The sequence below is a fragment of the Viridibacillus soli genome, assembly GCF_016612995.1.
Classification (GTDB): Bacteria; Bacillota; Bacilli; order Bacillales_A; family Planococcaceae; genus Viridibacillus; species Viridibacillus soli.
Genome location: NZ_JAEOAH010000064.1, coordinates 1 through 14,426, shown reverse-complemented (window position 1 = coordinate 14,426; position 14,426 = coordinate 1). Strand labels below are relative to the sequence as shown.

Annotated in this window: 14 protein-coding genes; 2 read left to right on the top strand and 12 right to left on the bottom strand. The window is 36.6% G+C overall.

Annotated features, from left to right (window positions below; translation table 11 throughout):
• Nucleotides 1-671: 671 nt before the first annotated feature.
• Both JFL43_RS21600 and JFL43_RS21595 read left to right on the top strand, forming a co-directional pair.
• The gene (locus tag JFL43_RS21600) at nt 672-1,562 is read left to right on the top strand and encodes an EamA family transporter (RefSeq protein ID WP_200750647.1); all 891 of its coding nucleotides are present in this window, start codon (nt 672-674) and stop codon (nt 1,560-1,562) included.
• An 81-nt stretch (nt 1,563-1,643) separates the two neighbouring features.
• Nucleotides 1,644-2,405 (top strand): FixH family protein, encoded by a 762-nt coding sequence (locus tag JFL43_RS21595; protein WP_200750646.1) that lies wholly within the window; start codon nt 1,644-1,646, stop codon nt 2,403-2,405.
• Nucleotides 2,406-2,630: 225 nt separating this feature from the next.
• On the opposite strand, the gene JFL43_RS21590 is transcribed toward JFL43_RS21595, so the two are convergent.
• The 12 genes from JFL43_RS21590 to isdC form a co-directional block, all read right to left on the bottom strand.
• Nucleotides 2,631-3,269, bottom strand: coding sequence for a FusB/FusC family EF-G-binding protein (locus JFL43_RS21590; RefSeq protein WP_200750645.1), 639 nt, complete (start codon nt 3,267-3,269; stop codon nt 2,631-2,633).
• Between the two features lie 79 nt (nt 3,270-3,348).
• Entirely contained in the window at nt 3,349-3,612 is a 264-nt protein-coding gene (locus JFL43_RS21585) for a CD3324 family protein (protein ID WP_200750644.1), read from the bottom strand.
• A 447-nt stretch (nt 3,613-4,059) separates the two neighbouring features.
• Complete coding sequence (locus JFL43_RS21580) at nt 4,060-5,208, bottom strand: sensor histidine kinase (RefSeq protein WP_234447953.1); 1,149 nt, start codon at nt 5,206-5,208, stop codon at nt 4,060-4,062.
• 445 nt (nt 5,209-5,653) lie between these two features.
• Nucleotides 5,654-6,754 carry a DUF1648 domain-containing protein gene (locus JFL43_RS21575; RefSeq protein ID WP_200750643.1) on the bottom strand — a complete coding sequence of 367 codons (1,101 nt, stop codon included), beginning with the start codon at nt 6,752-6,754 and terminating at the stop codon, nt 5,654-5,656.
• A gap of 15 nt (nt 6,755-6,769) precedes the next feature.
• Nucleotides 6,770-7,147 (bottom strand): GntR family transcriptional regulator, encoded by a 378-nt coding sequence (locus JFL43_RS21570; RefSeq protein WP_200750642.1) that lies wholly within the window; start codon nt 7,145-7,147, stop codon nt 6,770-6,772.
• Between the two features lie 59 nt (nt 7,148-7,206).
• The gene (locus tag JFL43_RS21565; protein WP_200750641.1) at nt 7,207-7,782 is read right to left on the bottom strand and encodes a dienelactone hydrolase family protein; all 576 of its coding nucleotides are present in this window, start codon (nt 7,780-7,782) and stop codon (nt 7,207-7,209) included.
• A gap of 136 nt (nt 7,783-7,918) precedes the next feature.
• Nucleotides 7,919-8,698, bottom strand: coding sequence for a class B sortase (gene srtB, locus JFL43_RS21560; protein ID WP_200750640.1), 780 nt, complete (start codon nt 8,696-8,698; stop codon nt 7,919-7,921).
• A 21-nt stretch (nt 8,699-8,719) separates the two neighbouring features.
• On the bottom strand, nt 8,720-9,493 hold the full coding sequence (locus JFL43_RS21555; protein ID WP_200750639.1) for an ABC transporter ATP-binding protein: 774 nt from the start codon (nt 9,491-9,493) through the stop codon (nt 8,720-8,722).
• 5 nt (nt 9,494-9,498) lie between these two features.
• On the bottom strand, nt 9,499-10,452 hold the full coding sequence (locus JFL43_RS21550) for a FecCD family ABC transporter permease (RefSeq protein ID WP_200750638.1): 954 nt from the start codon (nt 10,450-10,452) through the stop codon (nt 9,499-9,501).
• 35 nt (nt 10,453-10,487) lie between these two features.
• Entirely contained in the window at nt 10,488-11,387 is a 900-nt protein-coding gene (isdE, locus tag JFL43_RS21545) for a heme ABC transporter substrate-binding protein IsdE (protein WP_200750637.1), read from the bottom strand.
• 79 nt (nt 11,388-11,466) lie between these two features.
• Nucleotides 11,467-13,410, bottom strand: coding sequence for an NEAT domain-containing protein (locus JFL43_RS21540; RefSeq protein ID WP_200750636.1), 1,944 nt, complete (start codon nt 13,408-13,410; stop codon nt 11,467-11,469).
• On the bottom strand, nt 13,410-14,066 hold the full coding sequence (gene isdC, locus JFL43_RS21535) for a heme uptake protein IsdC (protein ID WP_200750635.1): 657 nt from the start codon (nt 14,064-14,066) through the stop codon (nt 13,410-13,412). Before isdC ends, JFL43_RS21540 begins: the two co-directional genes overlap by 1 nt.
• Nucleotides 14,067-14,426 lie beyond the last annotated feature (360 nt).

Here is a 14,426-nt window from a genome sequence, read left to right as displayed (position 1 = left end):
CGAGCAGCTAGTGCCTGAAGCTGGATGGAGTTAATGCTGAAGGCGCTCGTTCAGCTGCGAAACACGTTGGAAGACGGAAGCCAAAGTCGCTCTTTGACTTTGAGCTCCCGGCTGAAACGTCACGAGCAGCTAGCGCCTGAAGCTGGATGGAGTTAATGCTGAAGGCGCTCGTTCAGCTGTTATGACTCAAACCTATTCTTCGATGACTGAGAGCCCAACTGTTATGACTCGAGCCTCAGCTTCTATGACTCAGCTCAACTGTTATGACTCAAACTCATTCTTCGATGACTGAGAGCCCAACTATTATGACTCAAACTCATTCTTCAATGACTGAGAGCCCAACTGTTATGACTCGACCTACTCTGATTACAGGGTAGGTTTTTTATTTGAATGAAAGAACATAAATCGACGAATTACAGCCATAATAACTTATAGTATATGGAATTTTTACCCTTCATGAGAGTGGATTTCTTCTGAACTCGCGTAAAGCTCCAAAAGCCGAATGTAAAATTGTTAATATCAGGAAATCTAAATTGGCTGTAGTTAAACGCTGAAGGCACTCGTTCAACCAATATTTTTGCTTTCCTTCCCTCACTCTGCACAAACTCTCAAAAAATGTTATACTATCCTCTTGGTTGATTTTAATTTGGTCAACAGTAGGAGTTGTTACAATGAATAAAAACTTAATTTACCCGCTACTTATTGTACTTGCATCTAGTAGTTACGGGATTTTGTCCACTATTATTAAAGTGGCTATGCAACATGGATTTGAATCTGCTGAAGCAGTGACTAGCCAGTACGTTATTGGCTTTTCATTAGCGTTGCTACTTTTTATATTGACGCAGCGTAAATTACCGAGTCTCTCTAAACAAAAACTCGGCATATTAATTTTCGGGGGACTTTTGACAGGTACGACAGGGATTGTGTACGGAAAGTCTTTAGATTATTTACCTGCTTCCTTAGCAGTTGTTATGCTATTCCAGTTTACTTGGATTGGCATGTTCATTGATTGTTTATTGCGCCGTCGCTTGCCAAAACGTGAAGAAGTCATTTCGCTTATATTCCTATTTGCAGGAACGATTTTGGCAGCAGGAATTTTAGACGTTGATTTAAGTGGCATTGCTTGGCAAGGTTGGGTATATGGTTTTGCTGCAGCAGTTAGTTTCTCGATTTTCATCCAAATTAATTCAAGACCAACTGAAGGAGTATCAACAATTGCGCGCATGACGATTATGTCATTCTTTGCACTTGTTTTAATCTCCATTTTCTTAACACCAGAAATTGTTTGGAATGGACAACTATTTGGTGCTGGTCTATGGAAATTTGGTTTGGCACTTGGTTTATTCGGGATTATTTTACCGATTTTATTATTCACAATTGCCGTTCCGAAAGTCGGTGGTGGTATGGCGTCAATTTTAAGTGCCATGGAGCTTCCTGTAGCAATCATCGTTTCCGTTGTTGTTTTGCATGAATCTTTAACCTGGGTACAAATTGCAGGAATTTTACTTGTATTATTTGGCATGACTTTACCGGCTTTATTAACAAGAAATAAAGAAATTTAATCAAAACTTCACACTTATTTTGCAAACTCCCTTTTCTTTTTTGGTACAATCAATCGTACGCAAAAGATGGGAGTTTTTTTTATGCGAAAAATCACACTGACAGCACTAGCGTTAATCTCAAGCTTGGCACTTGTTGCTTGTAATGATAATGAAGGTAAAGATACGGACAAAGCCGTGAAACCAGAGCCAAAGGTGGAAGCACTTAAAGCTGAATTAACCGTTCCAAAAACCGCTGAAGTTGGAGACAAAGTCGAATTCCAAGTGAAAGTAACACAGGGCGAAAAAATAATAACGGACGCTTCTGAAGTAATGTTTGAAGTAGAAAATGATGATACAAACACCGACAAAATGCTTGAAACTAAAATAAATAAAGATAACGTCTATGTAGCTGAAATGACGATTAAAGAAGCTGGAGAGTATGAAATTACTGCTCACGTCACTAATGGCGAGGAGCATGAAATGGTCGATGCTAATATGAACGTTGCAGGCTCAACTGCGAAAACCGAAAAGCATGACGATTCAGAAGAAGCGCATGAACATAAACATGCTCACGGCGATACTTCTGTGACATTCTCTCAAACGACTGCGAAAAAGGGTGAAAGTACTAAATTCGGCGTCACTATTCAGCATGATGGTGCAGCTCTATCAGACGCGAAAGTTCGCTTCCAAATCGTCAATGAAGGTACTGGAGAAGCTGGATGGCTAACACTTAAAGAAAAAACAGACGGTACTTATGAAGAAAATCACACTTTCAATGATGCAGGTACTTATAAAGTGACACTTCATGTTGAAAAAGGCAAAGAGCTTCATTACCATGAGGAAAAAACATTTACAGTGAAATAATAAAAACTCCCGTGCTAAGCAATATTTCTTAGCACGGGAGTTTTTTTGATTTGAATAGACGATGGACTTTGCTATATTTCGGGAATTGGCTCACCCACATACGGTACTACTATTTTTTTCGTTAGAGGGCAGTACATAACAAAATGTAGAACTATCTTCCAGTACCACCTACTGGTTAGTTAGTTTATAAAAATAGTATTTTTCCCCATATATACTTCCCAAACTTTATTCAGTAATCACTTTTAAAAAGTCTGTTAGTCGTGTGAAATCTGTAAGAGATTCATTACATGCTGTGCTATCAGTACAAATATAGTTCCCTCTTTTTACATATGTGCCTAATGCTTTTCCTTTTTTGGAGCTCATGAACATTCCTACTTGATGATGTTGGTTACAAATGGTACAAAACCCCTTCTTATTAGAATAACTGAATACGCCACGGAAACCTATAATTCCACTTTCATCTCTAAACACTATATATTTACGATTAGTCCCTGAATCTAACCAACTTAAATAAGAAATTTCTGTCCAGTCTATACTCTTTAAATTAGGAATGTTCATTTTTTTATCCTTTGGGAATAATTTTTTAATATTTTTTTCAGTAATTATTTCAAATGGGGTAACGTAGGTCTTTATCGTCTTGAAAAAATCTTCAAGCTGCTCCTTCGTTTGTAGATTTACTATTGGCTTTAATAAGCATAATTTGTCGTCAGTTATTCCAACTATTTTCGTATTAATACTTTCCATCACTAGCGCTTGCATTGCTTCAATGACATGCTTATCTTTTGTATTGGAACAGGCATTTATCATTTTCCTAGCCTGCTTTTTTAAAAATTGATATTGTTCTACATTCATAAAGGCTTCCATCCATCTCACTCCTTTATTTCAACTTACATGAAAAGATTCAACATAAAAAAGCTATCTGGTTGCCCAAACAGCTTTAATCTTATTTTGTATATATGTTTTTCTTTATTGTTTCAACAGATAAGTTATATTCATCAGCCAAGCTTTGTAATGCTGAACCGCTCCGAAATACATCTCTAATTTGTGTATTTCTTTTAGTTAATCTTTGACGCTCACCAGAACGTACTCCCCATTTTACCCGACTTTTTTCAGGCTTAGGAATGTAGAGTAAATCACCCTGAACATACTGTTGAATTTCTGCTAAAAGCTTTTTCGGTATAATTTCATGTGCATTCACATAACGCATTGGTACTCGCTCCTTCACTATCATAATTGAAGTTAAGGGCAAAGCATTTTAATGAATAATATGACCTGCATCGGCGAAGACACTTATATCAACCCCATGCAAAGAATCACCAAATTATTATTCAAAGGCTTTGCATGAGTTAGTACTGTAGCAGGCAAATATTGTTCATATGCCACCATAATCACCTCCTAACCGCTACTATGAATTAGGGACGGTTTACACATAATTGTACAGTAGTGCAATTTACTGTTTGCAGGATTTAGTTGATCACCTCATCTGTAAAAAAATTCCCAAGAAGAGAACATTAATTACAAAAATTTGCTTATAAAAAATGTTGCAGTTACTTATAAATTAAAATGTAATATATTAAAAAGTTATTCGGTAGAAGTATTTACCGGGAAATAAATAATACACATGGGCCCTTAGTTAAGGGCCTTGGCGTTAATTTTAATCCCGCCTTGAATCTTCTTTTTGATACATAATAACATTTGGTACAATAATCTTAACTAGCGTACCATTTTGTTCAGAAATCTCTAGCTCACCATTCACAAACTCTACTCTTTCCTTCATACCATTTAAACCGTTACTCGATGGTTTGATCTTCATACTAGAGATGCCAATACCATTATCTAATACAGTCAATTGGATGACATCGGCTTTTTGTATGATGGTAATTGTACATTCGGTCGCTTTGCTATGTCTTACAACGTTATTTATAACCTCTTTCAAACACATGCTTAATGTATTTCCAATAATTGTAGGAATTTGATGGAACTCCGAATTACTTTCAATAGTCATTTTAATATTTGCTGCTGTTAAAATTTGTTGAACATGTAGTAGTTCATCCTGTAATTTTACAGCCTTCATATTTGATACCATTTCACGCACTTCTTTTAATGCAATGCTAGCTGTTTGACGAATATCGCGAAGCTCTTCTATCGCAGCATCTTGATCTTTTTTAACTAGACGAATGGCCAAATCACTCTTTAATCCAACCATAGAAAGCTTTTGTCCTAAAGTATCGTGCAAATCTCTAGCAATTCGTTGACGTTCTTCATAAACACTAAGTTCAGAAATACGCTCATTAGCAGTTGCTAATTGTCCTTGTAATTTATCACGTTTATTCGCGCTATATAAATAAAATGGTCCTAATATCACACCAAATATGACAATAACAATAAAGGGAATCTCTTTAATAAATAGCTCTGTTTCTATAAAGAAACCCCCTATAATCGAACCGACAGTCATCGCAATATGGAGGCCGTACATAATATAAAACCCAATAGTATGACGAATATTTCCAATAAAGAAAGCAGTAAAAAAGGCAAAATAAATATAGCCAAAAAGAACTGTCATTACCGCATTAATCACCATCTCTAAGGCAAGACACATATAAACTAGACCATTATTGGTGCTATATGAAAACCGAAAACAAATAATATATACAACCAAAACAGCAACTGCAATAGATATAATTAATGTAGATGTTGTACGGAAGACGAAGTAGAGCGGGACAAAACAGAAAAAAATCCAAGCTGAAATACTAAGCAATGGATTTTTCGGAAAAATACTATACCAATTCGACACTCTATCCATTCACCACTCTTTCTAATCTATTTATTATACCAAAATTTTCTATGATCAAAACTAATAAAACTTGATCCCGTATAATATGAGCACAATTTTTTATACGGACAGCAACGCAAAAAAGCACCCTTCGTTAACTCTCTTGTACGCTAAAAAACTTTATTTGGTTTTGAGGCAAGTAGAGCTAACACTTCAAATTATTTTATTGGTATACGCAAAGTGCTTGAATCAGCTGTTATTTCAAAGCTTTTGTGATTAATCGTTACAGACCCTATTTATAGTATGGCATCTTCAGCCTTCCACACTTGATAACCAGTGCGCATCAAACGAATGCTCACGAACTCTAATATATTTTTATCATCATCTACTTTACCCATCAAGCCTGCTCCACTTTGGTAACATTCCCCTTTTTATAACGAAAGAGCCACCAGGTCACACCTAGTAGCTCTTATGTCTATGCAAATATGGAAATTAAGATAATTAATAAAATAGGTCCGAAAATACAAACATGGGCAATAGGGCGAGCCATATTTATCGTCCAACCGACACCAAATCTCTTCTCTACGAAAACGGATGGATCATTGCGGTTAAAATAAATGAGTCCACCTATCCAATACTGATCCTCATCTATATCTGTAATACCTGATGCCGAATAATTATTTCCTCTAGCATCTCCTAAACTACTCAACTTCACTGCAAAAGCAATCGACCCAGCAATCGTGATGAATAAAAAACCAAGGAACATCCCAAGCATAACCTTTTCACTAATTAGACCACTATGAATTGTCATCAATTGCAGGAAACTAAAGAGAATCGTTATTAGCATCGTCATTAAAAACATAAACCAGCTAGAATATTTTCTCATTCCTAGTTGCTGGCGAATAGACTGCTCTGTTCTTGTCGCACTAATTTTAATGCCTGAACGCCGTGTTAACTCAATAATCCCCACAAACATAATCTGCATTGTTAATAAAATAAGTGGTAATGCGATAACTGAAAATCTATTTTTGTCTGCAAAGTCATCCGGCTGACCATTAGGCCCCCAATGCATCGGAATTTTCTCAGGTAGCAGTGGGTACTGTACGTAAGTGTAGATAATTAGGCCAACTACAACAAAGACTGGCAGTAGAAAATAGCTCATTGGTAACATTTCATCACGAGCCCGCACGGACCAATCTGTTACCTTCACTTGTTTCAGTTCGGCTCCCCACTTCTCCACCTTTTTTAGCTTCGTAATTTTATTATGCATTATAAAATACAACACCATACTAATACCTATCAATATAAACTGCAGAACAACGCCCACAAAAATAAGCCATTCATCATTCACCGAGCTAATTGTACCCCACAGTATATAGCCTAACATTGTAATGCTAAGTATTACTAAAATCGTTAAAGTATAAGTCCTTTTTGATGTTTTAACAACAGGATGATTAGCCTTTTGATCGGGTACCGTTACGCCAAAAACAATCGTTTCCTTAATCCAATACGGTGCAAACGCTTGTAACAAACCAATTAAACCAAACATTACTAATGAAAAAATAAATCCATTCATTTCCTTTAGGCCCCTTTATGACAGATTTTTTATCAACTTCTGCATGAGCTGTTGTAAATCTTGCTCTCCTAAACCAATGACAAGTCCTTCTGCCACAACAGGTCGTAACATCTGCTCAACTTGCTGCAGTTGCACATCCGTCGCACCTAATTCATTCGGACCCGCAACAACTGCTCCCGATTTTGGGATAATACGTACGATCCCCTTCTTCTCTAATTCATGATAGCTTTTATTAACCGTATGCATATTCACACCTAAATCTGCCGCGAATGATCTAACAGACGGTAAAGCTTCTCCAGGTTTCAGCTGTCCACTAGCAATACCTTCAATAATTTGCTGCGTTAGTTGCATATATATCGGTACATCTGACTGTGGCTCAATTTGAAGAAACATACGTATCACTCCATTCTGTTCTATATATATTATAACAAATCGAATTATTAGTGACAATTTTATCTATGTAAAAATGTCAAACTCTCATTTATTAATTCCGTTGCCTTTTTCCTATCGAAGTTTTTATCGAAAGGATTCATAAACCCATGGTGTCCCTCTATTAAGCGGGCATAAACTTGTTTTTTCGTATGTAATTGCTCAAAAGTCTTTCGAGCATCAAAGGACTTTTCTTGCTTAGCTATATAAACTGCAGTAGGAATAGTCGGGTTAATGTGTACATATTGACGAATACGTGATCCATAGTAAGCTATAACACCGTTTACCGATTTTTCACTGCATAACCACGCTAGTGTCGCACCGATACTAAATCCAACGATGTAAATATTTTTGTAAACTAATTTTTGTTCTCGAATAATCTGGTCTACCATCCACTCCGATTTTTCAAAGCCGACTTCTGCCATAAAATGCGTATATGCTTCTTTTTCATGATTATAGTCAAAAGGATTTCTACCTAATAAATTTGGAATCAATACATCAAATCCTGCATCACAAAAAATTTCTTCATAATATTTCATATGATTGTTTACACCATAAATCTCGTGAAGTAATATGACTAATGATTTTTTTACTGCCATAGAGAGCCACCTACTTTTTTTCAATCTATTATATCGTAGTCATTATGTATTCTGAAATAAATAAAAAGCTATTCCAATACCGATAATATCGATGAAGGAACAGCTTTTTATGGTTGGTCATAGCTTGTATTTAACATTATTTTCTTTCAACAATTTTGCCATGAACGACTAAACGACCTCTATTTTCACCCGGTCCGTAATCACAAGTCGAAAGCGTTAAAATTTGGTCCTTAGCATCCACTTTAACAGACGTTTGAACATCAGATTTCTCACGCATATTCTTCACTAAATCCAAAAACTCATCATCATTATCAAAATCTGTTTCGATATAATAAAAATCCGTCGTCGTTAAATACGCGGCAAATACTTCAATTTCATATCCTTCATATAAAGTATCATAGTAGAATTTCGGATGTGCATCCGCAAAATCCTGCTCCAAATACTTTTTCAACTGAGTGAACATCGTACCATCCTTCATCCGATGCCCATACAAAATCGTATTTTTATCATTCTCTTCAATACGATTACGATAATCCATGAAAATGCTGCCCGCTAAATTACTCTCTTTTTTATAATTATGATTTAAATAAAAATCGTTATTTTCAGCCTGCAATATGGGGTAATCAATGTGCGTATCATCAACCGTTAGCCAACCAACAAGTTCTGAGTTAATATCTAAAAGCTTTTTAAATTGAGCACGGATACCACCGTCATTTGCTGATATTTCAGCTGTTTCTGAAATGGGCGCTACATAAAGTTCCTGCGCCTCAGCTATTACTTTACGGTTATCATAATACTCTTTAAACAAACTGCCTAGTTCATATGCTGAATACAAAAATATAGCTAAATAGACGATGGTTAACACTCTCTGGAGAACGGTCTTCTTCTTTTTTATTTTTTTCTTTGTTCCCTCCACAAAGTTTCCTCCCCTTATTTACTAAATCCCTATCGGCACAATATATAAACCTGCAGACGGTTCGTCATTTTTGAATAGCACTTTTACACCGTAAACTGTTTTAATGAGTTGCTCTGTAATGACTTCCTCAGGTGCACCTTCTGCAATAATTTTACCTGATTGCATCAAAATGATATGGTCACTATAACGAATTGCCTGATTGATATCATGTAGGACCATTACAATTGTTAGACCATGCTCTTCATTCAAGCGTTTCACAAGTTCTAAAAGTTCAAGCTGATAATAAATATCTAAATACGTCGTTGGCTCATCTAAGCATAGAATTTCCGTTTGCTGCGCGAGCGCTAAAGCAATCCAAACACGCTGTCTTTCTCCGCCAGATAAGGCTTCTAAAGATTTCGTGCTCTTGTCTATAAGCTTCGTGCTCTCTAGCGCCCATTGAATTGCGGCTTCATCCTTCTTCGCATCTTTTTTGAACATTTGATTATGTGGAATACGCCCATAAGCTACAAGTTTTTCAACCGTTAGTTCTTTCGGAATTTCATTTTGCTGATAGACAATGGCTAACTTCTTTGCAAATTCTTTTGGCTTATAATTCATTAAATCCTTCTGAGCTAACTGAGCTGTACCAGTGGAAGGGGTATTATTACGTGACATCACGCTCAAAAGTGTCGACTTACCACAGCCATTTGGCCCGATAATTGTCGTCACCTTCCCACGCTTAATCGTCGTACTCACATGGTCTAGATGCATCGTCTTTTGATCATGCGATAAGGAAATATCTTTTAACTCCATTGTCGTCACTCTTTTCTCAGTAAGAATATTAAGAATGGACCACCAATGATGGCCATTAATGTGGAAGCCGGAATTTCTTGAGGCGCTACTAGCGTCCTACCTAATGTATCAGCTACTAAAATAAGCAATGCTCCTACAAGTGCTGTGAACGGAATCAAAACTTTATGGTCTGTCCCAACAAGCTTTCTTGCTATATGAGGCACTAATAAACCAACGAATGCAATGACACCTACTACAGCAGTTGAAACCGCCGCTAATAATACTGCAACAGCTGCAATAACGATACGTGCCTTCCCTAGCTCAAAGCCTAAACTCTTCACCGTTTTATCCTGTAACGCAAGGAGGTTGCACCATTTATATAGCAATAATGCCAATATTAAGCCAAAACTTCCGTATGTAACGAGCAAATCGACATCTGCCCAAGTTTTCATCGTTATATTTGACGTAACTGAGCTACCAGTTGGAACACCCATAAACCCGCCTATTTCTCTAAGACCAGTGAACATCGCGTTGATTGCAATCCCGACTAGAATAAGCTTCAGCGGATTCAGTCCTGACTTCCATGACAATGAGAACACTAGGAAACAAGCAAATGCTCCACCTAAAAATGCAAACAGTGGTGACCAAAAGAATAACATTGGGAAAAATGTAATGATCACCGTCGATGCTAATCCTGCTCCGGCTGAAATCCCGATTACCCCAGCATCTGCAAGTGGATTTCGCATCACTGCTTGTAACAGTACCCCTGAGACAGAAAGTGCCGCTCCAGCAAATAGTGCAACGATGATTCGTGGGAAACGTAAATCTTTAATTACGGCAATCTTTTCATTACTACTATCAAATAAAGCTTTGCAAAACTCCAAAAACTCCATTTTGACACTACCTGTTGTCGCTGCATAAACAATCATCACAAAGAGCAATGCTATTACAGCGATAAAGCTAATCATTTTCTTCCGCATATTGGTCACCTTTTCGCTCATATTTTACACGATTCTTATGGGTGTAAAATGTTGAACAGGTCATCTAATGCAGCATCCACTTGTAGATTAGCTGTCGTCCCAAATACACTTTCCTCTAAATCGTATACTTTGTCATTCTTCACAGCATCGAAATGCTTCCAAATATCATTCGTTTTGAATTCCTTATCAAACATCTTGACGACATCATCAGGCATCCCATGTGCTAATCGTAAAATAATGTCTGGGTTACTTTCATGTAAAAACTCTGTATTTGAAGCTAAATATTCAACATCTTGCCCTTGGATAGCATTTGTACCGCCAGCTAATTCCACTAAGTTTCCGATATAAGAGTGCTCTGTTGCTACTAAGTAACTGCCTGGTACACCTAGTAAAACTAACACTCTTGGCTTTTCAACATCTTCCACCTTTTCGGCCATTAAAGCAATTTGCTCGTCATATTTTGCAGATAGTTTTTCTGCTTGCTCTTCGCGATTGTATTTTTTACCCATCGCTAAAATTTCCTTTTGCATATTTGCAATGCTTTGTAAGTTCATATAATGTGCTTTGATACCTATATCAGAAAATGCCTTTGATAAATCGTATTCTAGAGTAGTTACCGAAATAATTTCATCCGGATTCAGAGATTTAACAATTTCCATATCAGGCATCATCGCATTGCCGATTTCAGTTGCATCTTTATAACGCTCTGGTATGTCCTTGGTTGTTGTAGGAATACCGATTAAATCGATTTCTAGAGCATCCATAATTTCCGCAATAGCAAGCGTTCCAGCTACGAGTTTATAGTTCTCCTTCGCCTCCCCGGTAGTTTTCTCTTCTGTTTTTTTAGGTTCTTTTTCTGTTTTACCACCTGAACAGCCCACTAACACTAGTAGTAATACACTTATGAAGAAGAAGTAATATCGTTTTCGTTTCATCAAGTCGCAATGTCCTCCTTATAATGGCATTTAAATGGATATAGTCCTGGCAAAAAATTCGCCAAGACTTTAAAATCCATTATTCTGAAGCTTCTCTTGCTTTATACTTTCGAACTAATAAGTACCCTGAAATTGCAATCATGCTAAGTAACAATGCCAGTTTGGCTGTATCCATTGTTTTTGGATTCACTACTTTGCTCGCTTTTGCTGTTTCCGTACTAGGATCTTGCATATTTGTAACATCCCCATTGCGATCAAACTCAACATCAACGTCATTACTAGTAGTGATAGCTGTATTTGGTTTTTTTTTCTCTTCATCTGCTGTTTCTTCATTATTAGTAACAGGTTTTTCCGTTGTTTCGTTGTTATCTGATTTTGGCTTAGTTATGGTACTAGAATCTGTGTTAGATTTTATTAATTTAATGCCATTCAAATCGAACTGCATTTGTACTGTGTAGTCATGGGCGTAATTAATCTCAGGTACATTTACCTTCACCCATGCATCCATATTTTTTGTTAAATCTTTTACCTCGAATTGAACAACTCTTTCATTTGCTTTCAAGTTATCTCTAATGACAGTTGGTTCGACTAACTTACCGCCCTGTTCCACTTTGAAGCCTTTAATCCACTCAGCATTCTTCAATGTCATTGCTACATACTGTTTACCATTTTCAACTTTTAGAGAAGCTGTTGGTTTAACATATGAATTCATAACAGAGGGGTCATTCGTGCCGTCTGTCAAAAGTTTAAATGGAATTGTGTATTGACCATCTTTTAAATTATTTTTTGAAACAACTGTATCTTCTCCAACAACCGGAGTCATTTTTACATTTGAAAGCTGTACAGTGAACTCTTCTGTCGTTGAATCTTGCATATCAGCAACAGCTTCTAACTTGCTGTTCCAATCCGCAACCTCAACTTTATAAGTAGTTACAGTAGCTGCTCGCTGTGTAGAGTTTACCTTCGCTTTAGAAACTTCTATATATTGACCATTTTTCTTTACTTTAAGAGCCTTGATCTTGCTACTTTCAGCTAATGTAACGCTGACATATTTCTTACCAACTTCTTCTGATAGAGCTGATACTGCAGGGCTTTGAGATACTAAGAAACTTTCCTTCCCCGTAACCTTTACAGTTGCACTATAATCCTTACCCTTCAAATCTGCCGAAATTGTTTTTTCAGGATCCACAGTTTCCACTGTTGCACCATCGAATAGGAATCGGAATTTATACTCCATTTCATGCGTTCCAGCCGTAACCTTCACAGTACCTGCAATTGGTTTAGAAAGATCCGTAGCTGGGAATCGTACGACACGTGTATTAGCCGTATCATCACGACTCACTTCCTCCATATTTACAAGCACTCCATTTTGCTCTGCTTGTAAATATGGAATCATTGAGCTACTTGAAACAATATTAATATACACGTATTGCTTACCAGCAATCTTTGTCACAGTAGCGGGTGTACCAAGATATCTTGAAAAATCAATTAGCTCTGCACTATCTGGTCTAATTGTTTTAAAACTGACTGCCTTTCCAACAATCTCCGGTTGATTTAGCTCAATCAATTTCAAACTTTCCGGGTCAAATTGGATTTGTACTTTATATTCCTTTTTATAGTTCATAGCTTTAACTTCGACTGTAACTTCTGCATTTAATTTCTGATCAAGTGTAGGTACTTGGAATTGAACAGTTCTTACTTTATTTGCTGTATCTTCAGAAACTGTTTTTACATTAGTTAAAACGCCCTTCTGATCCACTTTAAAGCCTGTAAATGAAGAACTATCAGTAATATCTACAACTGCACTCATCTGCCCATCAACAAGCTCTAATTGCGCCGTAGTATTGATATAATGGGTCATTTTAGAGATCGTTTCCGTACTATCGGCTAAAAACTTAATGCCAACCTCGTACTTACCATCTTTCAAAGCATCAGCAGCTGAAGCTGCACCTACTGCAAAATTCGGTAATAACGTAAATACAATCAATAATGCAGAAATAATAATTTTCCAAACTTTATTCATTAAAGCTCCTCTACTTTTTTAAGAGCTCTTTGTCGTAATAAGAAAAATCCTGATAATGCAAATGCGCCAGCAAATAATAAAATAGGTGTAGTATCTCCTGTTTGAGGATTGTCCACATTACCTTTTCCTTTTACATCTGCTGTTGTGGTTGCTGTATCTTTTGAAGAAGAACTTGTATCAGACTTATTTGAACTTGATCCTGCTGCGCTTACTAATTTAGCACTAGACTCATCGAAAGCCAGACGAATACTATAGCTATGATGATAATTCATATCTTCAATATCTACTTTAATTTTCGCTAACGTAGGATTCGACAGACTTGTCACGTTAAACTGCACAACCCTTGTATCAGTTGAAGCGTTTGAACTCACCACACTATTACCACCCGTATTAGCTGAAAAACTAGTCATCCACTTACTATTATTCACTTTAATTTGTGCCGTCATTTCCCCATTTTTCACAATTATCGTACCCGGCTTAGCAAAATAATCATTTGCAATTGAAGCTGAATTACCGTCTGGCTTAATCACCTGGTAATTTACCGAATATGTACCATCGGCCATTGCCGCATAACCACTATTTTGAGGTAACAGAATAAAAGCTACCAAACAAACTACAGCCACTAACCATGGCTTTATTAAAACTTTCTTAATCACAATAATCCTCCTTAATATTTGATAATCATTCTCATTTATTATATACACCTATAATACTAGCCCGTTTCAAATATTATTGTCAACTTAATTCAAGCTTATTCGACGAATATATGATCGATTAAGTACGATTTAACAACAAGTTACACAAAACGCCAGTTTAATACTTCTAATACAACACAGAGACAAAAAAATGCATACTATTCTTCATAAAGTATACATGTAAATGATTTTAATATGAACACTTAAAGATTGAAAATAAGCAGAGATCAAAATAAAATTAAACAATAAAAAAAGTACAACTGATAAAATCAGTTGTACTTTAATGTGCCTAGCAACGTCCTACTCTCACAGGGGGAAACC